General features: G+C 61.7%; 18 protein-coding genes and 1 tRNA gene. 11 read left to right on the top strand and 8 right to left on the bottom strand.

Annotated elements, in window-relative coordinates:
• Positions 1-497: 497 nt before the first annotated feature.
• Both ACT8X9_RS02415 and ACT8X9_RS02410 read right to left on the bottom strand, forming a co-directional pair.
• Positions 498-1,586 (bottom strand): sugar kinase, encoded by a 1,089-nt coding sequence (locus ACT8X9_RS02415; RefSeq protein WP_227621288.1) that lies wholly within the window; start codon positions 1,584-1,586, stop codon positions 498-500.
• A 210-nt stretch (positions 1,587-1,796) separates the two neighbouring features.
• Positions 1,797-2,717 (bottom strand): radical SAM protein, encoded by a 921-nt coding sequence (locus ACT8X9_RS02410; RefSeq protein WP_227621287.1) that lies wholly within the window; start codon positions 2,715-2,717, stop codon positions 1,797-1,799.
• 133 nt (positions 2,718-2,850) lie between these two features.
• On the opposite strand from ACT8X9_RS02410, the gene ACT8X9_RS02405 reads away from it, so the two are divergent.
• From ACT8X9_RS02405 to glpK, 4 genes are all read left to right on the top strand, one after another.
• Entirely contained in the window at positions 2,851-4,857 is a 2,007-nt protein-coding gene (locus ACT8X9_RS02405) for a fructose-1,6-bisphosphatase (RefSeq protein ID WP_444268000.1), read from the top strand.
• A 251-nt stretch (positions 4,858-5,108) separates the two neighbouring features.
• Complete coding sequence (locus tag ACT8X9_RS02400) at positions 5,109-6,392, top strand: UDP-N-acetylglucosamine 1-carboxyvinyltransferase (protein WP_227621285.1); 1,284 nt, start codon at positions 5,109-5,111, stop codon at positions 6,390-6,392.
• 114 nt (positions 6,393-6,506) lie between these two features.
• Positions 6,507-7,298 carry an MBL fold metallo-hydrolase gene (locus tag ACT8X9_RS02395; protein WP_444267999.1) on the top strand — a complete coding sequence of 264 codons (792 nt, stop codon included), beginning with the start codon at positions 6,507-6,509 and terminating at the stop codon, positions 7,296-7,298.
• A 37-nt stretch (positions 7,299-7,335) separates the two neighbouring features.
• Complete coding sequence (gene glpK / locus ACT8X9_RS02390; protein WP_444267998.1) at positions 7,336-8,835, top strand: glycerol kinase GlpK; 1,500 nt, start codon at positions 7,336-7,338, stop codon at positions 8,833-8,835.
• 76 nt (positions 8,836-8,911) lie between these two features.
• Here glpK and ACT8X9_RS02385 read toward each other — a convergent pair whose 3' ends face one another.
• The 6 genes from ACT8X9_RS02385 to ACT8X9_RS02360 all read right to left on the bottom strand — a co-directional run bounded on the left by ACT8X9_RS02385 (position 8,912) and on the right by ACT8X9_RS02360 (position 13,959).
• On the bottom strand, positions 8,912-9,040 hold the full coding sequence (locus tag ACT8X9_RS02385) for an oxaloacetate decarboxylase (protein ID WP_227621282.1): 129 nt from the start codon (positions 9,038-9,040) through the stop codon (positions 8,912-8,914).
• Between the two features lie 13 nt (positions 9,041-9,053).
• Positions 9,054-10,184: a sodium ion-translocating decarboxylase subunit beta gene (locus ACT8X9_RS02380; protein ID WP_444267997.1), complete on the bottom strand. Its 1,131-nt coding sequence runs from the start codon at positions 10,182-10,184 to the stop codon at positions 9,054-9,056.
• A 288-nt stretch (positions 10,185-10,472) separates the two neighbouring features.
• Entirely contained in the window at positions 10,473-11,885 is a 1,413-nt protein-coding gene (locus ACT8X9_RS02375; protein ID WP_444267996.1) for an amino acid decarboxylase, read from the bottom strand.
• Between the two features lie 6 nt (positions 11,886-11,891).
• Positions 11,892-13,343, bottom strand: a complete 1,452-nt coding sequence (gene scfB / locus ACT8X9_RS02370; RefSeq protein WP_249233164.1) for a thioether cross-link-forming SCIFF peptide maturase — start codon at positions 13,341-13,343, stop codon at positions 11,892-11,894.
• A 69-nt stretch (positions 13,344-13,412) separates the two neighbouring features.
• Positions 13,413-13,559, bottom strand: coding sequence for a six-cysteine ranthipeptide SCIFF (gene scfA, locus ACT8X9_RS02365; RefSeq protein ID WP_227621278.1), 147 nt, complete (start codon positions 13,557-13,559; stop codon positions 13,413-13,415).
• 115 nt (positions 13,560-13,674) lie between these two features.
• Entirely contained in the window at positions 13,675-13,959 is a 285-nt protein-coding gene (locus ACT8X9_RS02360) for a DUF2508 family protein (protein WP_444267995.1), read from the bottom strand.
• A gap of 277 nt (positions 13,960-14,236) precedes the next feature.
• Here ACT8X9_RS02360 and ACT8X9_RS02355 point away from each other — a divergent pair.
• The 7 genes from ACT8X9_RS02355 to ACT8X9_RS02325 all read left to right on the top strand — a co-directional run.
• Positions 14,237-14,310 (top strand) — tRNA-Gln (locus ACT8X9_RS02355).
• 159 nt (positions 14,311-14,469) lie between these two features.
• Positions 14,470-16,773, top strand: coding sequence for an ATP-dependent Clp protease ATP-binding subunit (locus tag ACT8X9_RS02350; RefSeq protein WP_444267994.1), 2,304 nt, complete (start codon positions 14,470-14,472; stop codon positions 16,771-16,773).
• A 68-nt stretch (positions 16,774-16,841) separates the two neighbouring features.
• Positions 16,842-17,822, top strand: a complete 981-nt coding sequence (locus ACT8X9_RS02345) for a diacylglycerol/lipid kinase family protein (RefSeq protein ID WP_444267993.1) — start codon at positions 16,842-16,844, stop codon at positions 17,820-17,822.
• Positions 17,823-18,033: 211 nt separating this feature from the next.
• Positions 18,034-18,318, top strand: a complete 285-nt coding sequence (locus ACT8X9_RS02340) for a co-chaperone GroES (protein WP_015563875.1) — start codon at positions 18,034-18,036, stop codon at positions 18,316-18,318.
• Between the two features lie 54 nt (positions 18,319-18,372).
• Positions 18,373-20,013 (top strand): chaperonin GroEL, encoded by a 1,641-nt coding sequence (gene groL / locus ACT8X9_RS02335; protein WP_444267992.1) that lies wholly within the window; start codon positions 18,373-18,375, stop codon positions 20,011-20,013.
• Between the two features lie 289 nt (positions 20,014-20,302).
• Positions 20,303-20,455, top strand: coding sequence for a hypothetical protein (locus ACT8X9_RS02330; protein WP_444267991.1), 153 nt, complete (start codon positions 20,303-20,305; stop codon positions 20,453-20,455).
• A 57-nt stretch (positions 20,456-20,512) separates the two neighbouring features.
• On the top strand, positions 20,513-20,964 hold a 452-nt coding region (locus ACT8X9_RS02325; RefSeq protein ID WP_444267990.1), incomplete at its 3' end, for an AAA family ATPase.

Here is a 20,964-nt window from a genome sequence, read left to right as displayed (position 1 = left end):
CTCTTATTGACCGTTTCACAAGTCTGCGCACGCTTTTTGCGCAATTTCATGGTTGTAAAGGAACCAACTTATAAAATTTAGAGCTTAGCCGCAGGATAAGATCTGCTCTGCGGCAGGCGCTCCGACGCAGTGATCTGCGGGAGCGCAGTAACTCAATCAATAATGGCAGCTCACGCCGCCGGTCGGCAGTGGACCCGGCTGTCCGTATGGCCTTAGGGCGCAGCGGAAAAGTCGGCTCTTCCGGTGCACCTAGCCCCCATGGGCGGTCCAAGGTTAATTGCTTTCAAAAGACTTCGACACGCTTCGTCTCTCAAAATCGTCTGTATTTTATCATGGAGAAAAAGATTTGTCAATGTTCTGGCAGGAAGAGCCGGGAAATATTTCGGATAAGTCATACTTATCACATCCCGGCAGAGAGTGCTGATGCAGCAAAAAACGGCCCTGATACGCTTTTTGGGCGTACCAGAGCCGTTTTGCAGCCATCCTGCGCCGGGGCGTCAGCGCTTGATGTCGTAGTTCATGTTCATGAGGTTGCGGATGGTGCTGACATCGTCGGTGATGTTGGCATCGCCGTGGATGGTGTGCTTGATGGCACTGCTGGCCACCGCAAAGTTGATCATGTCCATGGCCTTGTAGTCGTGGAGCATGGCGTAGATGAGGCCGCTGGCAAAGGCGTCGCCGCCGCCCACCCGGTCGAGGATGTTGAAGGTGAACAGCTTGCTCTCGAAGGTGTGGCCGTCGTACCACATAAAGGCCTTCAGGCTGTTCTCGCTGCCGCTGTGGGCGTAGCGGACGTGGCGGGCGATGCAGGTGAGGTTGGGGTAGCGCTCGATGAAGTGCTGGAAGATCTCGTCCTGCTGCTCATAGCTGGGCTGCAGGGGCACGCCGTCCTTCCAGTCGCCCTTGGAGTGGTCGTTCTCGTCCTTCCAGAGGTGGTACGGCTCGATGCCCAGCAGCACGTCCACATAGGGCAGGCACTCGGTGCAGAAATCGCGGGCCTCGTCCCACGTCCAGAGGGTGGAGCGGAAGTTGCCGTCGAAGCTGACGGTCAGGCCCTTCTTCTTGGCGACCTTGAGCATATCGATGATGAGGCCGCGGCAGTTGGGGGCCAGAGCCGGGGTGATGCCGCTCAGGTGCAGCCAGTCGAAGCCCTCCAGCAGGGCGTCCAGATCGACCTGAGAGAAATCGTACTCGGTGATGGCGCTGTGCTTGCGGTCGTAGATGACCTTGGAGGGGCGGATGCCGTAGCCGGTCTCGAGGTAGTAAGTACCCAGACGGTTGGAGGGGGTCTCATTCGGCTCGGTGAGGATCATGGGGGTGCAGTGGACGTCGTTGGAGCGCAGCCAACGCACGGCGCTCTTGCCGAGGCTGTTGTTCGGCACGACGCTGAAGAAGGTGCTGTCCACGCCGAGGTTTGCCAGCGCAAGGGCGATGTTGGCCTCACTGCCGCCGTAGCTGGCCTCGAAATTCGACGCCATGCGGAGCTTTTCGTAGTTCGGCGGGGTCAGACGCAGCATGATCTCGCCGCAGGTGATAAACTTCTGTCCGGTGGTCTCATGGCCCAGAATGGGGTTGAAATGTTCCATAACGATCCTCCTGTTGCTCTTCTCGGGCATTGGCCCCCGGCCTCGCCTATACCATTTCGAGGCGGGGGACGTTTGGCGCTCAGCAGGGCAGCCAGACCCTGAATGACGCACATCGTTGTATCCATTATAGTGCTTTCGGGAGCGTTTTGCAAGGAAAAGAAAGACACCGCGAGAGAAAATTTGGCGGGATTTTTGTGTATCATGACGAAATCAAATGCCCGTCAGGTCAAAACTCGGGGTATACTCCTCCCGGGCGCTGCTCTTCTGCTGCATATAGCCGTCCGTCAGCCCCAAGTCCATGGCCCGGTTGACCACCCGGCGGTACTCGTAGGTGGTGATGCGCCGCCCGATGCCGTGGTCTGCGGCCTTGTAGAAGGGGGTGTACTGGCTCATGACGCTGGGGATGAAGCAGCCGGGGTCGGCCTGATTCCACGCGGCCATCTGGTCGAGGACGGCGAAGCTGTCGTCGATGTGGCCGGGCAGGGCCAGATGGCGGAGGATGACGCCTTTCTGCAAGATGCCCTCGCCGTCGAACACCGGGCGGCCCGCCTGCGCCATCATGGCCTCGATGGCGGGCTTGGCCTGTGCGAAGTAGTCCGGCGCAGCGGAAAGCTCGGCGGAGAGGGAAGAGGATACGTATTTCAGGTCGGCCAGCCAGATGTCGATGGAGCCGCGCCACGCCTCCACGCTCTCCACCGTCTCGTAGCCGCCGGTGTTGCAGACGATGGGCAGATGCAGCCCCCCGGCCCGGGCGAGGTCCAGCGCGGCGATGATCCACGGCCGCCACTGGCCGGGGGTGACGAGGTTGATGTTGTGTGCGCCCTGCCGCTGCAGATCGAGAAAGATCTCGGCCAGATGCTCGGGCGTGATCTCCCTGCCCAGCCCCTCGGCGCTGATGGGGTAATTCTGGCAGAAGCAGCACTTGAGGGTGCAGCCCGAGAAAAACACCGTGCCGCTGCCCCGGGTGCCGCTGATGCACGGCTCCTCCCAGAAATGCAGGGCCGCGCGGGCGGCTTTCAGGGTGCGGCCCGCCCCGCAGAAGCCCACCTGCCCGGCTGCGCGGTCGGCGCGGCAGCGGCGGGGGCAGAGGGTGCAGGAGGCCGGAGGCGTCACGGAAAGAATTTTAGGCATATCGTCCAACTCCTATGAGAAAGAATCATAATAAATTATCCGGGGCTATTATATCATTTTTGCCCCCGAAAGTGGTATACTAAGAATGAATATTGCATGTCATGCAAGAATACTACATGATCTGGAGGAAACCATGCGCACAGAAAACGAAGAGATCCGGGACAACCTGAAATATCTGAGCCTTCTGGCCCGGGACTATCCCTCGCAGGCAGCGGCTGCCAGCGAGATCATCAGCACGCAGGCGCTGCTCAAGCTGCCCAAGGGCACCGAACACTTCATGAGTGACCTGCACGGCGAGAACGAGGCGTTCGTACATATCCTGAACTCCGCCTCCGGCGTCATCCGGGAGAAGGTGGACATCGTGCTGGGGGATGCGGTGCCGGAGGATACCCGCGCCGAGCTGGCGACCCTCATTTATTACCCGAACGAGAAGCTGCCCCAGCTCAAGCAGCGCTGCGCCGACGAGGAGGCGCTGGAACAGTGGTACAGCGAGACCCTGCTCCGCCTCATCAACATCTGCCGTCTCGTCTCCTCCAAACACACCCGGGAGCACGTCCGGGCCTGCCTGCCCTCCAGCTGCGGCTACATTCTGGATGAGCTGCTCCACGCCCACTTCGAGGACCACGACAAGGATCTCTACTATGGCCAGATCGTCGGCAGCATCATCGAGAATGGCCGCGCCGATAAGTTCATCGTCCGCCTCTGCGAGCTGATCAAGCGGCTGGCGGTGGACAAGCTCCACATCGTGGGCGACCTGTTCGACCGCGGCCCCCGGCCGGACGTCATCCTCGACCTGCTGATGCGCCACCACGATGTGGACATCCAGTGGGGCAACCACGATGTGGTCTGGATGGGCGCTGCGGCGGGCAGCCCCATCTGCATCTGCACCGTCCTGAAAACGACCCTCTCCTACCACAATCACGGCATGGTGGAGGACTGCTACGGCATCAACCTCCGCCATCTGCAGCGGATGGCGGAGCAGTTCTACGGCGAGGATGACCTGTCCATCTGGATGCCCCACACCGACGCCGCCCGCGGCCCCTACACCCCCGGGATGCTCCACCGCTGCGCCGTCATGCACAAGGCCATCACCATCCTGATGCTCAAGCTGGAGTGTCAGGTCATCGACCGCAACCCCGACTTCAAGATGGCGGACCGCGACTATTTGCGCCGCATCGACTGGGAGAAGGGCACCGTCGTGGTGGGAGGCAGGGAGTACCCCCTGCGGGACACCTCCTTCCCCACGGTAGACCCTGCCGACCCCACCGCCCTCAACAGCGATGAGAAGGTGGTGCTCCAGAAGCTGGTGCAGTCCTTCCGTCAGAGTGAGAAATTGCAGCAGCACGTCGAGTTCCTCTATGCCAAGGGCAGCGTCTACCACATCGAGAACGGCAACCTGCTCTACCACGGCGCGGTGCCCATGACCAAGAAGGGGACGTTCGCCGTGGAGCGGTTCGAGGGCCATGCCTACTCGGGCCGCGCCCTCATGGACTACTGCGACGAGCGCGCCCGCCGGGGCTATTTCGCCCCCGAGGGCAGCGCCGCCCGCCAGAGCGGACAGGATTTCCTGTGGTATCTGTGGTGCGGCAAGCTCTCGCCCCTGTACGGCCGCAGCGCCATGACCACCTTCGAGAGGCTGTACGTCTCCGACCCTTCGACCCACACCGAGGTGAAGGACCCCTATTATACATGGTACAACGAAGAGGCCGTCTGCCGCAGCATCCTCGCGGAGTTCGGACTGCCCGGCACCAGCCACATCGTCAACGGCCATGTCCCCGTGCAGGAGAAGAAGGGCGAAAGCCCCATCAAGGGCGGCGGACGCCTCGTGGTCATCGACGGCGGCTTCTGCCGCGCCTACCACGAGAAGACCGGCATTGCGGGCTACACGCTGGTCTATTCCAGCCGCACCATGTCCCTGCGTACCCACCAGCCCTTCGAGAGTGCCGAAAAGGCCGTGAATGAGAACCTCGACATCCTTTCCCAGAAGAACATCCTCGAGACGGAGAACCACCGCATCCTCGTGGAGGAGACGGACGAGGGCGAGGTGCTGCGGGAGAAGGTCCACGACCTCAAGCAGCTGGTTCGGGCCTATCAGCTGGGCTGGATCAAGGAGACCCGCTGCGACGACAGCGTGTGGTGAGCGGCGCTTTTGTAAAATTTTCCTTAAAAAGAGACAAAATCGGAGGATATTCGAAAAGAAACTGGGCAAAACAGAAAATAATCGATGAGCGTGCATTGGGGCTTTGCTTTTTGCTGGAAGTTGTGTATAATAAGATAGCTGTAAGTATACCGATTGGTTGTGAGCTTTGTACAGCGAGAAGGAATAAGCACCTTGAGTAATTCATCTTTGGGGCCTGCGGGGAGCGGGCTTGTGACAAGGAGATCATAAAATTGGAAAAGTTTGTTATTACGGGCGGTAAGCCCCTGCACGGCGAAGTCATCATCTCCGGCGCGAAGAATGCGGCTGTGGGCATCCTGCCCGCTACGATCTTGGCAGCAGACGTCTGCGTCATCGAGAATCTGCCGGACATCAGCGATGTGGCGGTGAGCCTGAAGATCCTGAGCGTGCTGGGCGCGAAGGTGCGGATGCTGAACAAGAACACCTACGAGATCGACACCACCCACCTGACCGGCACCAACGTCCCGGATGACCTGTCCCGCCAGATGCGCGCCAGCTATTACTTCCTCGGTGCGCTGCTGTCCCGGTTCGGCAAGGCACAGGTGGCCATGCCCGGCGGCTGCAACCTCGGCCCCCGCCCCATCGACCAGCACCTCAAGGTGTTCAGCGCACTGGGCGCAGACGACAGCGTGGACTACGGCATGATCACCGTCCACGCCGAGGAGCTGAACGGCGCACACATCTTCTTCGATAAGGTGAGCGTCGGCGCGACCATGAACGGGATGCTCTCTGCCGTGATGGCAAAGGGCCAGACCATCCTTGAGAACTGCGCCAAGGAGCCCCACGTCGTCGATCTGGCCAACTTCCTGAATATGTGCGGTGCAGACGTGCGCGGCGCAGGCACCGACGTCATCAAGGTGCGCGGTGTCGAGCGGATGCACGGCTGCACCTACAGCATCATCCCCGACCAGATCGAGGCCGGCAGCTATATGGTGGCCGCCGCAGCCACCGCCGGCGATGTGCTGGTGAAGAACGTCACCCCCAAGCACCTCGAGCCGATCACCGCAAAGCTCCGGCGTGCGGGGGTCGAGGTGGAGGAATTTGACGATGCTGTGCGGGTCCGCCGCACCGGCGACATCCTGCCCCTCAAGATCAACACCATGCCCCACCCGGGTTTTCCCACCGATATGCAGCCCCTGATGGGCGTCCTGCTCAGCGTGGCGAAGGGGACTTCCACCGTCACCGAGAGCGTCTGGGACAACCGTTTCCGCTATGTGGACGAGCTGCGCAAGATGGGCGCGAACGTGCAGGTGGACGGTCAGGTGGCCGTGTTTGAGGGCGTCGAGAAGCTTTCTCCCGCCCCGCTGCGCGCCTCCGACCTGCGTGCCGGTGCAGCGATGGTGGTCGCGGCCCTGATGGCCGACGGCACCAGCGAGATTGAGGAGATCGGCCACATCGAGCGCGGCTATGAGAACATCGTCGAGAAGCTGCGCGGCCTTGGCGCAGACATCGAGAAGGTGGAGCGGGTGCCCGCTGCACTGGAACAGGCTATGTAATTGAGAAAAACCTCTCCGTCATCGTTTGCGCGATGCCGCCTCCCCGGACAAGGGGGAGACGCTGCATCAACGGACGTAAAGCAGACGGAGAGGTTTTGTTTGTTGAGGTTTATCATGTCTGAATTTATCTCGCTTTACTCCGGTTCGTCCGGCAACAGCAGCGTGGTGCGCTGCGGGCAGCGGTATCTCATCGTGGATATGGGTAAGGGCGTCCGGACCACCGGCGCGGCCCTCAAGGCGGCGGAGCTGGACCCCGCCGACTGCGACGGCATCCTTGTCACCCACGAGCACAGCGACCATGTGAAGGGACTTTCCACCTTCCTGAAAAAGCATCCGCTGCCGGTGTACGGCGCGGAGGAGACGCTGGGGTTTCTGGAGGAGAACCATGTCGTCCCCCCCTCCTGCGACATGACGGCCCTGACGCCGGGCCGGGAAGCAGAGATTGGGGGATTCGGGGTCAAAGCCTTCCCCACCAGCCACGATGTGCCCTGCGTGGGCTACCGCATCCATACCCCCGACGAAAAGACCATGACCATCGCCACCGACCTCGGTGTGCTGACCCCCGTCGTACATGAAGCCCTCTCGGACTGCGACCTCGTGGCGCTGGAGAGCAACTACGACCTGCATATGCTCCGCAGCGGGCCGTACCCCTACTATCTGCGCGCCCGCATCGAGTCGGTGAGAGGGCACCTCTCCAACGACGAGTGCGCAGCCAAGCTGCTGGAACTCATTCAGGGGGGCTGCAAGAAGTTCGCGCTCTGCCACCTCTCGCAGGAGAACAACACCCCCGCGCTGGCCTTGCAGACCGTTTTTTCCACCCTTGGTGCGGCGGGCGTCGTGCCGGACAGGGAGTGCATCGTCCAGACCCAGCGGCGGAACGAGGTCAGCCCCGCGCTGGCGTTCTGAACCAGAAACCAAGAGCAGGAAAAGGAGAAAAGAGCCTATGTCGTACATCATGGCGCTGGACGCCGGAACCACCTCCAACCGCTGCATCCTGTTCAATAAGGCAGGCGAGATCTGCAGCGTCGCGCAGAAGGAGTTTGCCCAGTATTACCCGAAGCCGGGCTGGGTGGAGCACGATGCCAACGAGATCTGGGCCACCCAGCTGGGCGTGGCCCTCTCGGCCATGAACAAGATCGGTGCCCGGGCGGAGGACATCGCCGCCATCGGCATCGCCAACCAGCGGGAGACGACCATCGTCTGGGATAAGGAGACGGGCGAACCGATCTGCCACGCCATCGTCTGGCAGTGCCGCCGCACCAGCGAATACTGCGACGAGCTGAAGGCCAGAGGGCTGACGGAAAAGTTCCGGGCCAAGACCGGACTCATCCTCGACGCCTATTTCTCGGCGACCAAGCTCAAGTGGATCCTCGATAACGTCCCCGGTGCACGGGAAAAGGCCGAGGCGGGCCAGCTGCTCTTCGGCACCGTGGAAACGTGGCTCATCTGGAAGCTGACCTGCGGAAAGGCGCACATCACCGACTACTCCAACGCCAGCCGCACCATGATGTTCAACATCCACACGCTGGAATGGGACGACGAAATCTTGCAGGAGCTGAACATCCCCAAGCAGATGCTCCCCAAGCCGATGCCGTCCAGCGGCTTTTATGAGTACGCCGACCCGATGCACTTCGGCGGCGAGATCAAGATCGCCGGTGCGGCGGGCGACCAGCAGGCGGCCCTCTTCGGCCAGACCTGCTTTGCCTCCGGCGAAGCCAAGAACACCTTCGGCACCGGCGGATTTCTGCTCATGAACACCGGCGAGACGCCCGTCACCTCCCGGAACGGCCTCGTGACCACCATCGCGTGGGGCCTCGACGGCAGGGTGGATTACGCGCTGGAAGGTTCGATCTTCGTGGCCGGTGCAGCCATCCAGTGGCTCCGCGATGAGCTGCGCCTGCTGGAAGAGTCCCGGGACTCGGAGTACATGGCCCGGAAGGTCCGGGACACCAACGGCTGTTACGTCGTGCCGGCCTTCACCGGCCTCGGCGCGCCCCACTGGGACCAGTACGCCCGGGGCACCATCGTGGGCCTGACCCGGGGCTGCAACAAGTACCACATCATCCGGGCCACGCTGGACAGCATCTGCTATCAGGTCAACGATGTCCTCCACGCCATGGCGGCGGACTCCGGCATCGCCATGAAGTCCCTCCGGGTGGACGGCGGCGCGTCGGCCAACGACTACCTCATGCAGACGATGGCCGACCTCAGCGACCTCGAGGTCAAGCGGCCCTGCTGCGTGGAGACGACGGCGCTGGGCGCGGCTTATCTGGCGGGCCTTGCCGTGGGCTACTGGCAGTCCACCGAGGACATCACCCGCAACTGGTCGGTGGACCGCGTGTTCCAGCCGGCCATCTCCGAGGAGGAGCGGGCGAAGCGGATCAAGGGCTGGAACAAGGCCGTCCGCTGCGCCTACCACTGGGCGAAGGACGAAGAAGAGTAAGAACGAAAAAAGCCTCCGGCTCTGCACACTGGGTGCAGCCGGAGGCTTTTTGCGTTATCGCATCAGGGATGGGGGGTCATTTCCGCCCGGTCAGCCGGTTCAGCAGCATCACGGCCAGAACGATGACGCCGATGACGAGCACGATGCCCAGCATTCCGATGACCATGATGGGCAGGGTGGTCATCCAAGAAGTAAGATGAAGCATTTCAGTCCCTCCTTTAGCTCATCAGGGTCAGGATCAGTCCGCCTGCGATGACGGAGGCGATCTGGCCCGAGACGTTGACGCTGATGGAGTACATCAGCAGGAAATTCTGGTTGTCCTCCTCGAGGCCCATGCGGTTGACGACGCGGCCGCTCATGGGGAAGGCCGAGATGCCCGCTGCGCCGATCATGGGGTTGAGCTTCTTGTCTGCCGGGAGGAAGAGGTTGATCAGCTTGGCGAAGAGGACGCCGCCGGCGGTGTCAAAGACGAAGGCCACGAGGCCCAGCGCAAGGATGAGCAGGGTGTCGGGCCGGACGAACTTGTCTGCCGTCATCTGCCCGGCCACGGTCAGGCCCAGCACGATGGTGATGAGGTTGGCGAGGATGTTCTGGGCCGTCTCGCTCAGGGCGTTCAGCACGCCGCACTCCCGCAGCAGGTTGCCGAACATCAAAAAGCCCACCAGCGCCACACTGGCCGGGGCCACAAGCCCTGCGATGATGGTCACGACGATGGGGAAGAGGATCTTGGTCAGCTGGCTGACGCTGCCCTTCTGGTAGGGCATCCGGATGCGGCGCTCCTTCTGGGTGGTCAGCAGCTTGATGACCGGCGGCTGAACGATGGGCACCAGCGCCATGTAGCTGTAGGCCGCCACCATGATGGCGCCGAGGTACTGGGAGTTGAGGGTATTTGCCACAAAGATGGCCGTAGGGCCGTCTGCCGCACCGATGACGGCGATGGAGGCTGCGTCCTTCAAATCGAAGAAGAAGCCTGCGAGGAAGAGGGTAAAGAAGATGCCGAACTGTGCCGCCGCGCCGAAGAGCATCAGCCACGGCTTTTCCAGCAGCGGGCCGAAATCGATCATCGCGCCGATGCCGATGAAGAGCAGCAGGGGAAACAGCTCGTTGGACATTCCTGCCTCAAACAGAGCCGAGATGGGGCCGACGGTGTCGCCCTGTGTGATCGCGCCCGACAAGGGCAGGTTGACGAGGATGGCGCCGAAGCCCATCGGAAGAAGCAGGCTCGGCTCCATTTTTTTTGCGATGGCAAGGTAGATGAGGAGCGCGCCGATGCCCCACATCACCACCATCTGCCACGTCAGGTTCCCGAAATTAGAGAACAGACTGGCGAATGCATTCCAGAATTCCATGTCATTGCCTCCTTTGAAATTTGTGGTGCAATGACGAAAAAAGAGACTTCGGCCACAGCACCAGATACTGTGACAAAAGTCTCAAGCGAACGCATGACACCGGGCATTTCTGCCGTGCTGACGCTGTCATGCAGCACCCCATAAGGCGGGATGCCCTTTACTCCCTTTTATCCAGATTATTAAACCAGAACCGGAGAGGATTGTCAAGGAAAATGCGGGGTTCTTAGCCGATTTTTAACACTTGGGGGACACAAAAGGCCGGGCAGACAGCCGCCCGGCCTTTTGGAGTCAATCTTTTACGACGGCCACCCGCCCGATGCCATAGCGGGCAAAGAGGGGGAGAGCCTGCGCCGGGATGACCTCGCCGCTGACCACGATGGGGACAGCGGGCGGACAGGAGACCGCCGGTGCGGCGCAGATGCGGCCCACAGCCTCGGCAGCGGGCACCATCTCCTGTGGGGCGAGGACGGCCTCCCGGATGGCGGCGGAGCGGGGCTGCGCCTGAAGCGCCTCAGCCAGAGCCGCAAAGGCGGCGGCGTCGCCGCCCGAGGCGGGCGCAGCGGAAGATGCTTCGGCACAGAGAGCGTGGAGCGCTTTCTGGAGACGGGCGAAGTCCTCGGCGGAACTCTCAGGGGAGGGCATCAGCACCAGATAGCGGGGGTCGGCATACTCGCACTCCACGCCCTGCTCCCGCAAAGCCTGCGCCAGCTGCTGGCCCGAGAGGCCCAGCACGGCGGCATCCAGCGTCAGCTTGAGCGGCTCACGGTGCGCCCCGGTGAGGGGGAGGGCCAGCCCGGGCCGGAAGGCATCCAGCTCCCGGCAGAGCATCCCCAGACGCCAGCGGCAGAGGGCCAGCTTCTCCCGGAAGTCGTCTGCCAGCCGCGCATTGGCGGCGTCCAGCGACTGTAAGATGAGGTAGGAGGGGCTGGTGGAGCCGAAGAGGGCCAGCGCATTGCGCACAGCAGCTTCGTCGGCCTGCACCGACGGCCCGAGGTGGAGATAGGCCCCGCCGGTGAGGACGGGCAGGGTCTTGTGGGCCGAGTCACAGCAGAGGTCGGCACCCAGCTGGATGGGGTGGCGGCTGCCCTCCTTCAGAAAGTGGAGGTAGGCCCCGTGGGCGTTGTCCACCAGAAGGGAGACGCCGTGGGCGTGGCAGACCGCCGCCAGCACGGCGATGTCCTGCACGAAGCCCAGATAGTCCGGGCTGGTGAGGTAGACGCCGAAGGGGGTACGGCCCTCGGCGGTCAGCCCGTCCAATGCGCAGGCGAGGGCCTCCGGCTCCACAGGGCAGGTGCAGAGCGCCCCGGCGGCGTCCGGTGCGGGCCAGAGCCACCGGATGTCGAAGTCCAGCAGGGCGGCTGCGTAGAGCAGGGCCTTGTGGGCGTTCCGCGCCGCCAGCAGGACGGGGCGGGATGCACCCGCAGGCTGCATCTGGAGCGCAAGGTGGAGCATGGCCCGGATGCACTGGCTGCTGCCCTCGGTGCTGTAATAGGTGCGGGCGGTGCCGAAGAGCTGCGCGGCGTTGGCCTCGCTCCGGGCGATGATGCCCTCGGCCTCGTACAGCTCATCCGCGCCCGCAATTTCGGTGATGTCCAGCGCCTCACAGCCCAGCGGGCCGCAGCCCTTGTGGCCCGGCATATGCATCCGGGTGGTGCGCTGCTGGGCGTAGCGGCGGACAAAATCAACGATGGGAGTGTCCATGGGCGCTTATTCGCAGGCTTCGCCGTCTGCGCAGGCGTTGCAGGTGGTGCCCAGCTCGATGGGCACCTCGATGCCCTGCGCGGCAAGCTCCTGATTTTCGGCGACCTTGATCATGATGGCGCACTCGATGCGCTTTTTGAACAGCTCACAGCCGTACTCGTAGACGCCGGTGATGCTGCCGGTGGCGTGGTAGGCGTTGGCCGCGCAGCCGCCGGAGCAGTAGAGCTTGGCCCAGCAGTCCTTGCACTCCGGGCGGGCGTAAGCGTTGCAGTGCTTGAACTCATCCCGCACGGCGGTGTTGGTGACGCCCTTCCAGATGTCGCCCATCAGGTACTTGGGGTCGCCGACGAACTGGTGGCAGGGGTAGAGGTCGCCCCACGGGGTAACGGCCATGTACTCGGTGCCGGAGCCGCAGCCGGAGATGCGCTTGTAGATGCAGGGGCCGCCGGTGAGGTCGATCATGTAGTGGTAGAAGGTGAAGCCCCGGCCCTCGCGGTCGCGCTTGATCATCTCTTTGGCCAGGATCTCGTACTGCTCCTTCAGGATGGGCAGATCCTCAGCGGTGAGGGCGCTGGGGTCGGTGGGCTTCGAGACCACAGGCTCCATGCTCAGCTCGGTGAAGCCGAGGTCGGCCATGTGGAAGATGTCGTTGGTGAAGTCGGTGTTGTAGTGGGTGTAGGTGCCGCGCATATAGTAGTTCTTGTCGCCGCGCTTCTTCACGAACTCCTGAAATTTCGGGACGATGGTGTCATAGCTGCCATGGCCGGCGTAGTCCTTGCGGAAGCGGTCGTGGACCTCCTTGCGGCCGTCGAGGCTCAGGACGACGTTGTGGCACTCCTTGTTGCAGAAGTCGATGACGTCGTCGTCGATGAGCACGCCGTTGGTGGTCATGGTGAAGCGGAAGTTCTTATTATGAATTTTCTCCTGCTCGCGGCAGTAGGCCACCAGCTTTTTCACCATGTCGAAGTTCATCAGCGGCTCGCCGCCGAAGAAATCGACCTCGAGGTTGCGGCGGGTGCCGGAGTTCTCGATGAGGAAGTCCATGGCCCGCTTGCCCACCTCGAAGCTCATCAGGGCGCGGTCGCCCTGATAGCGGCCCTGCGAGGCGAAGCAGTAGGAGCAGTTGAGGTTGCAGGTGTGGGCGACGTGGAGGCAGAGGGCCTTCACCACCGTCTGGCGGTTCTTGAAGTCGAAGGCCATGTTCTCGTAGACGTCGGGTGCCCACAGCTTGCCTGCGGACTCCAGAGAGGCCACATCCTCGAGGCACTGGCGCAGGTCGGCCTCGGTGACGTCGGGGCGGGAGCCGTACTTGGCCAGCAGAGCGGCCACGATCTCGTCGGCAGAGTGCTCTTTGTACATCGCAATGACGTCGTAGGCCACGTCGTCCACGACGTGCACCGAGCCGCTGCAGGTGTCCAGCACGATGTTATATCCGTTCAGTTGATACTGGTGTACCATTTCATTCTCCAATCTATTGTTGCCATAAAAAAATGCCGCCCTGCAAAGGCGGCATAGGGTCTGCAATGATTACTTATTGCTGTTCTCGCACTGCTGGTTTGCGACGCCGCAGGAGGTCTTGCAGGCAGACTGGCAGGAAGTCTGGCACTCGCCGCAGCCGCCGGTCACGACGCTCTTGGTCAGGTCACGAGTAGCGATAGTCTTAATACGTTCCATAATTGAAAACCTCTCTAAGCTCCAAAGTTTTGCATACAGCGCTCTGTATACAGTGTTATCTTTATGTATGATAACACGATGTGGGGATTCTGTCAAGATTCCGCGCGGCGTTTTTTTAGCCCAGAGGCTGATACTTTTTCAGGATGGTGTGCAGCCCCAGCTCCCGGGCGCGGGCCAGCAGGTAGCGGTAGCGGCACAAAAGGGCCTGCCGCTCGTAGATGCGCTGTTCGATGAGGTCGGAGTCCACCTCGAGGTCGAACATCATCGCGTTTCGCTGCAGGCAGAACAGGCACTCTTTCAGCTCTTCTTCCAGCTCGGGGTCATAGCGCTCGTGCTCGTTGTCGCGGGGAATGCGGGGCGAAAGCAGCGTCTGGGCGGTCTTGGGGTGGGCTTGCAGCATAAGGCGTCCTCCTTTTGAAGTTTGTGTACCATAAAATAAGGGCAGAATAACATAGTTTACTTTATTATATGGTGCAGAGGACGCAGAAAATGCCAGATTCTGGATGACGCAAAAAGAGACCGCCACCTCTGGGTGCAAAGGCCGAAAAATTATCTCGGAAGTGCGTCTGTTTCCAAAAATCCGCAAATTTTTTTAGATTTCCGCTTGACAAAGCGCCCGGAGGCGGGTATAATAGCACACGTTGACCGGCTCACCGCCGCGAAACACAACAGAATATTGGGGATTTGCATAGTGGTAGTGCGGTAGACTCTGACTCTACTTGTGGGAGTTCGATTCTCTCATCCCCAACCAAGAAGCCATCTGATTCGCTCAGATGGCTTTTTTGCTTTGCTTTTGGGCCGGTGTGACACAAACTTCTGATTTTTTTCCGGCGGGCGGGGCTATACTGTTCTTTGATGCAACAGGGCAATACGGAAGATAGGAGCCATGCAGAAGATAGGAGCCACGCAAATGAGCATTTGGGATGCATTCGGCAAAGGACGGTACAAGGGCTTTTCCCGGGAGGCGGGGCAGCTGCTGGACAAGGCGGTGGAGCTGGCCGGAGGGCTGGGCTGCAAAAAGGCGGACACCGGCCATCTGCTGTGGGCGATGCTGCAATCGGACGGCGGCCCGGCGGCCCGTTTTCTGGCCGGGAAGAACATCTCGGAGCTGGAGGTGCGGCGGCAGCTTTCCGCCGGGCGGAGCGGCACGGCCCTCCGGCTGGCCCGGGGCGACATGGCGGCAGACCTGCGCCGGGCGATGGACTACGCCGTCATCGGGGCACAGAACGCCCACCTGAGCCGGGCCGAGCCGGAACACCTGCTCTGCGCTATGCTGGAAGACGCCGACTGCGCCGCCGGGGTCATGCTGGCTTCGATGGGCGTCCAGCTCACCGAGGCGGTGCGGGAGTGCCGCCAGCTCTCGGGGCAGTTCATCCTGCCCATCCAGCCCCGGACGTCCCCGCCTCTGCCGCGAGGGAGCCGGGCCAGCGACAAATACTGCCGCGACCTGACCCGCCGGGCGGCGGACGGGGAGCTGGACCCGGTGTTCTGCCGGGAAAAGGAGCTGGACCGGATGGTAGAGATATTATGCCGCCGCCAGAAAAATAACCCCTGTCTCGTGGGGGAACCGGGCGTGGGCAAGACCGCGCTGGCCGAGGGTCTGGCCCAGCGCATCGCCGACAAGCAGGTGCCCCGGATGCTGCAGGGCCGGCGGCTGCTGGCGCTGGATATGGCCAGCCTCGTGGCGGGCACCAAGTACCGGGGCGACTTCGAGGAGCGGTTCAAGAACCTGCTGGAAGAGCTTGTCCGGGACGGCAGCGCCATCCTCTTTGTGGATGAGTTCCACACCATCGTGGGCGCAGGCGCGGCAGAGGGGGCCATCGACGCAGCCAGCATCTTAAAGCCGGTGCTGGCCCGGGGCGAGCTGCAGCTCATCGGCGCGACGACGAATCAGGAGTTCCGCACCCACATCCAGAAGGACGCCGCCCTCGAGCGCCGCTTCGGGCGGGTGCAAATTGAGGAGCCGACCCCGAAGCAGGCGGTGGACATTCTGGAAGGGCTGGCCCCCCGCTACGAGCGCTACCACGGCGTCCGCCTGCCCAATGAGGCCCTGCGGGAGGCGGTGGAGCTTTCGGTGCGGTACCTGCCGGGGCGCTGCCTGCCGGACAAGGCCATCGACCTTGTGGACGAGGCCTGCGCAGCGGTGCGCATCCGGGCCGAGCGGGAGGGGGAGAAGGACCCCGTCCTGAGCCGGAAGGAGATCGCCCGGGTGGTGGCGCAGGCCAGCGGCGTGCCCGCCGAGCGGGTGAGCGAAAAGGAGCGGGAGCGTCTGGCCCGCCTCGAGGAGCGGCTGAACGCCGAGGTGGTGGGGCAGAGCCGGGCCGTGGCTGCGGTGGCCGGAGCCATCCGGCGCAGCCGAACGGGGCTGGGCGAGCCGGGCAGGCCCATCGGGGCGCTGCTCTTCCTCGGGCCGACCGGTGTGGGCAAGACGGCGCTGGCAAAGGCGCTGGCCGAGAGCTGGTTCGGCAGCGAGAAAGCCCTGCTCAAGTTCGATATGTCAGAGTATCAGGAGCAGCACACGGTGGCCCGTCTGCTGGGTGCGCCTCCGGGCTATCTGGGCCACGACGAGGGCGGACAGCTCACCGAGGCCGTCCGCCGCCGCCCCTACAGCGTCGTCCTCTTCGACGAGATCGAAAAGGCCCACCCCGACATCCAGAACATCCTGCTGCAGATGCTGGAGGACGGCCAGCTCACCGACTCCATGGGCCGGAAGGCCGATTTCCGGAACACCATCGTCCTGCTGACGTCCAACCTCGGGGCACGGTTCCTTGCGGGGCAGAGCGCACCGCTGGGCTTTGGGGCGGGCAGCGAGGCCGCCTTTGAAAAGCAGTCGGAGGCCGCCGTCGCCGAGGCGAAAAAGTGGTTCCGGCCCGAGCTGGTGGGGCGGCTGGATGAGCTGATCGTCTTCCGCCCGCTGGAGGAGCAGAGCCTCTGCTCCATCGCCGAAAAGCTGCTGGGCCAGCTGGAAGAGCGTGCGGCCCGCAGCGGCTACCAGCTCACCCACACGGCCCGGGTCGGCCCGGCGCTGGCCGCAAAGGCCCGCTCGCCCTACGGGGCGCGGGAGCTGCGCCGACAGGTGGACCGTGCCGTGGAGCAGGCCTTCGCCGACCAGATCGCCTCCGGCAGCGTGAGCCTCGGCCAGCGCTGGACGGCAGACTGCACCGCCGACGGCACCATCGTGGTGGAGGAGACGCAGACGGCGGGCGTCGGGTGAAAAGCTCTTGCATCTGCTCTGGTTTTCCGCTATGATAGAGGGCAGGAATCACCAGAGGAGGAAACCGAATGCGCTATCTGTTTTTGCTCAACCCCGCCGCAGGCAAGCGGGACTGCACCACCGGGCTGACCCCGGCCATCCATGCCGCCGCCGGACGGGCGGGCATCCCGCCGGAGAAGCTGCAGGTCGTCGTGACCCAGTACGCGGGCCATGCCCGTGCACTGGCTGCGGAGGCGGCGCGCACCGCCGAGGCCGAGGGCGAGCCGGTGCGCATCTGGACGGCGGGCGGCGACGGCACCTTCAATGAGGCGCTGACGGGTGCCAATGGGTGCGCCCTTGCCGCCGTGGGGTGTCTGCCCTTCGGCAGCGGCAACGATTTCCTCCGCACCTACGGCACGAGGGAGGAGTTCGGCGACCTTGACGCGCAATTCGCGGGCGGGGCGGTGGACATTGATTTGATGGAGACCGACCTCGGCCTCTCGGCCACCATCTGCGCCGCCGGGCTGGACGCACAGGTGGCCTACGGCATCCCCCAGTTCCGGCGCATCCCCTTCTGCGGCGGCGAGATGGCCTACGCCCTCTCCATCGTCCGGCAGCTCTGCGGCCACATCGGCCGGAAGGTGGCGTTCACCATCGACGGCGAGGAGCTGACGGTGGACTGCCTGATGTGCGCGGTCTGCAATGGCCGCACCTACGGCGGCGGCTTCTACGCCGCGCCGGAGGCCCGGCCCGACGACGGCTGGCTGGACGTCTTTATCATCCGCAGGGTGGGCCGACTGACCATCGCCCGGCTGCTGGGGATGTACAAGGGCGGGAAGCACTTCCGGGACGGTGCGCTGACCGAGCAGGCGAAGCCCTACTTCCTCTACCGCCGGGCCAAGTGCGTCTCCCTGCGCCCTGCGGATGGGCGAGGCCCCATCGTGGCGACGGCGGACGGCGAGTGCGCCCCCTGCGAGGCCATCACCGCCCGGCTCAGGCCGCTGGCGGGGCACGTCCTGCTGCCAAAGCCCGCCTACGAGCGGTTCATGGCTCAGCGTGCCAGCGTATAAACGGAAAGACTGCGAAGCGCCCTGCCGGGGGCGCTTTTTTGCTGTCATAAAATATTAACAAAGAAATTTGCAAAAACCCTTGATTTTTCTGCCGGAGATGAGTACAATACACTTAGCACTCAGGGAAATGGAGTGCTAAACACCCGGAGGGAGAAGCCCCGGGCCATGAAAAAGTTTCACTTTTATTTTTTATAATAGGAGGGCAAGAACGATGAAGATCATTCCTCTTGCAGACCGTGTTGTTATCAAGACTGTTGAGGTCGAGGAGACCACCAAGGGCGGCCTCATCCTGACCGGCAGCGCCAAGGAGAAGCCGCAGGTGGCACAGGTCGTGGCCGTCGGCCCCGGCGGTGTCGTGGACGGCAAGGAAGTCAAGATGACCGTCAAGGTGGGCGATAAGGTGCTCACCAGCAAATACTCCGGCACCGAGGTCAAGGTGGACGGCGAAGAGTGCACCATCGTGCGTCAGGCCGACATCCTGGCCATCGTGGAGTAAGCGTCTTTCCCTCATCACTGGATCATCAAGCTTTTATAAAGGAGCGATAAGAATATGGCTAAGCAGATCAAGCAGGGCGAGGAAGCCCGCAAGGCACTGTGTGCCGGCATCGACACTCTGGCAGATACCGTTAAGATCACCCTCGGCCCCAAGGGCCGCAACGTGGTGCTGAGCAAGAAGTTCGGCGCCCCCGTCATCACCAACGATGGTGTCACCATCGCCAAGGAGATCGAGCTGAAGGACGAGTTTGAGAACATGGGCGCACAGCTGGTGCGTGAGGTCGCCACCAAGACCAACGACGCCGCAGGCGACGGCACCACCACCGCTACCGTTCTGGCACAGGCAATGGTCACCGAGGGCATGAAGAATGTCACCGCCGGTGCAAACCCGATGGACATCCGCCGCGGCATGAGCAAGGCTGTCACCAAGGCTGTCGAGACCATCAAGGCCCACAGCCAGAAGGTCAAGGACTCCAATGACATCGCCCGCGTCGGCACCATTTCTGCCGGTGATCCCGAGATCGGCCGCCTCATCGCAGAGGCCATGGAGAAGGTCACCTCCGACGGCGTCATCACCATCGAGGAGAACAAGACCACGGCTGAGACCTACAACGAGATCGTCGAAGGTATGCAGTTCGACCGCGGCTACCTGACCCCCTATATGGTCACGGATACCGACAAGATGGAGGCTGTGCTGGACAACGCCGCCATCCTCATCACCGATAAGAAGATCAGCGTCATTCAGGATCTCGTCCCCCTGCTGGAGCAGGTGATGCAGAACGGCATGAAGCTGCTGATCGTGGCAGAGGACATCGAGGGCGAGGCTCTGTCCACCCTGATCGTCAACCGCCTGCGCGGCACCCTGAACGTCTGCGCCGTCAAGGCCCCCGGCTTCGGCGACCGCCGCAAGGAGATGCTGCAGGACATCGCCATCCTGACCGGCGGCACCGTCGTGTCTGCTGACCTCGGCTACGAGCTGAAGGACACTACCGTCGATATGCTGGGCCACGCCCGTCAGGTCAAGGTCACCAAGGAGAACACCACCATCGTGGGCGGCGCAGGCGACAAGGACGCCATCGCATCCCGCATCGCACAGATCCGCAACCAGATCGAGGCTGCTACCAGCGACTTTGACCGCGAGAAGCTGCAGGAGCGTCTGGCAAAGCTGGCGGGCGGCGTGGCCGTCATCAAGGTCGGCGCTGCCACTGAGGTCGAGATGAAGGACAAGAAGCTCCGCATCGAGGACGCTCTGAACGCCACCAAGGCAGCTGTTCAGGAGGGCGTCGTCGCTGGCGGCGGCACTGCCCCCATCAACGCCATCCCCGCAGTCCGTGAGCTGTGCGACACGCTGGAAGGCGACGAGCGCACCGGCGCAAAGATCGTCCTGAAGGCTCTGGAGGCTCCTCTGCGCCAGATCGCCAAGAACGCCGGCCTCGAGGGCAGCGTCATCATCGACAAGATCGTCTCTGCCAACAAGCCCAACTACGGCTTCGACGCCCAGAATGAGGTCTACGTGGAGGATATGATCGCCGCAGGCATCGTTGACCCCACCAAGGTCACCCGCTCCGCTCTGGAGAACGCAGCTTCTGTCGCTGAGATGGTGCTGACCACCGAGAGCCTCGTGGCCGACCTGCCCGAACCCCCGGCTGCTCCTGCTGCCGGCGGCGATATGGGCGGCATGGGCGGCATGTACTAATAATTGCCTAAAAACCGCATGAATCCTTGATTTTTGGAGCGCGCAAAAGCGGATTTACGCCAAACTTACGCCACTTACGCCAAAAATCAAAGCGCACTATAGGGTAACAAAATCGGCACTCGCTGAAAAGCGGGTGCCGATTTTTTGCGTCTAGGGGATTTGAAGACTCATGAAACCCACTGATGGTTTCTGCGAGCGGCAGACTGTCAGCGGCTTTATTGTTGACGAAAAACAAAGGTAGGGATACAATAATAAAAAAGAATGTAAAACCGGAAGGGAGCGTGCCGCCATGGAAAATCAGAGGGACTTCTGCACAGAATGCCGCAGAGAAACGAACTACACCCTGAAGAAAATCAAAATCAACCAGACCATCCGGGAAAAGGAATATACTTTTGAGATCACGGCTGCTTTCTGCAACGAATGCGGCGGCGAAATGGGCTAAAGAAGCATACTGCAACAATGATATAAAAGTAGTTTCTTTTCGTGTGAGGTAGAATCAATGAATGCTGACTATGTTGAAAATATCATTCGAAATATTGATGAGAAGTCTTATACCTATAAGTGCATCTTGGTTGATGGTACTTGGGGCATTGGAAAGTCCTATATGGTAAGAAAAGCCTTAGAGGACAAGAAAGATAAGGCTTTTTATGTATCGCTGTTTGGGCTGGAAAGTGCTCAGCAAATATATCATGATATTTTATATCAACTGCTTCTTCATACAGAGAATGGTGGAAAATTAGTTGAGTGGTGTAAGGATATAACTAAGATTTTTGGAAATTTCAATGAAAAGATAAAAAATATAAATACTATTTTGGAAAGTCATTTTTCAGAACGGGATTTACTGAAAACGATAATCCAAAAATTTGAAGGACATTGTATTATTGTGGTTGATGATTTAGAAAGGCATAAAAAAGTAGTGAACTTTGAGGAAGCTTTGGGAATAATTGAAAA

Origin of the sequence: Faecalibacterium sp., assembly GCF_052358865.1 — a bacterium.
Taxonomy (GTDB): domain Bacteria; phylum Bacillota; class Clostridia; order Oscillospirales; family Ruminococcaceae; genus Faecalibacterium; species Faecalibacterium butyricigenerans.
This window is presented reverse-complemented; position numbering and strand designations above follow the sequence as displayed.

Excerpts from the sequence above, each read along its gene's own strand:
- ACT8X9_RS02415 (WP_227621288.1), bottom strand. The coding sequence starts at position 1,586 with ATGGAACATTTCAACCCCATTCTGGGCCATGAGACCACCGGACAGAAG.
- ACT8X9_RS02410 (WP_227621287.1), bottom strand. The coding sequence starts at position 2,717 with ATGCCTAAAATTCTTTCCGTGACGCCTCCGGCCTCCTGCACCCTCTGC.
- ACT8X9_RS02405 (WP_444268000.1), top strand. The coding sequence starts at position 2,851 with ATGCGCACAGAAAACGAAGAGATCCGGGACAACCTGAAATATCTGAGC.
- ACT8X9_RS02395 (WP_444267999.1), top strand. The coding sequence starts at position 6,507 with ATGTCTGAATTTATCTCGCTTTACTCCGGTTCGTCCGGCAACAGCAGC.
- glpK (WP_444267998.1), top strand. The coding sequence starts at position 7,336 with ATGTCGTACATCATGGCGCTGGACGCCGGAACCACCTCCAACCGCTGC.
- ACT8X9_RS02385 (WP_227621282.1), bottom strand. The coding sequence starts at position 9,040 with ATGCTTCATCTTACTTCTTGGATGACCACCCTGCCCATCATGGTCATC.
- ACT8X9_RS02380 (WP_444267997.1), bottom strand. The coding sequence starts at position 10,184 with ATGGAATTCTGGAATGCATTCGCCAGTCTGTTCTCTAATTTCGGGAAC.
- ACT8X9_RS02375 (WP_444267996.1), bottom strand. The coding sequence starts at position 11,885 with ATGGACACTCCCATCGTTGATTTTGTCCGCCGCTACGCCCAGCAGCGC.
- scfB (WP_249233164.1), bottom strand. The coding sequence starts at position 13,343 with ATGGTACACCAGTATCAACTGAACGGATATAACATCGTGCTGGACACC.
- scfA (WP_227621278.1), bottom strand. The coding sequence starts at position 13,559 with ATGGAACGTATTAAGACTATCGCTACTCGTGACCTGACCAAGAGCGTC.
- ACT8X9_RS02360 (WP_444267995.1), bottom strand. The coding sequence starts at position 13,959 with ATGCTGCAAGCCCACCCCAAGACCGCCCAGACGCTGCTTTCGCCCCGC.
- ACT8X9_RS02350 (WP_444267994.1), top strand. The coding sequence starts at position 14,470 with ATGAGCATTTGGGATGCATTCGGCAAAGGACGGTACAAGGGCTTTTCC.
- ACT8X9_RS02345 (WP_444267993.1), top strand. The coding sequence starts at position 16,842 with ATGCGCTATCTGTTTTTGCTCAACCCCGCCGCAGGCAAGCGGGACTGC.
- ACT8X9_RS02340 (WP_015563875.1), top strand. The coding sequence starts at position 18,034 with ATGAAGATCATTCCTCTTGCAGACCGTGTTGTTATCAAGACTGTTGAG.
- groL (WP_444267992.1), top strand. The coding sequence starts at position 18,373 with ATGGCTAAGCAGATCAAGCAGGGCGAGGAAGCCCGCAAGGCACTGTGT.
- ACT8X9_RS02330 (WP_444267991.1), top strand. The coding sequence starts at position 20,303 with ATGGAAAATCAGAGGGACTTCTGCACAGAATGCCGCAGAGAAACGAAC.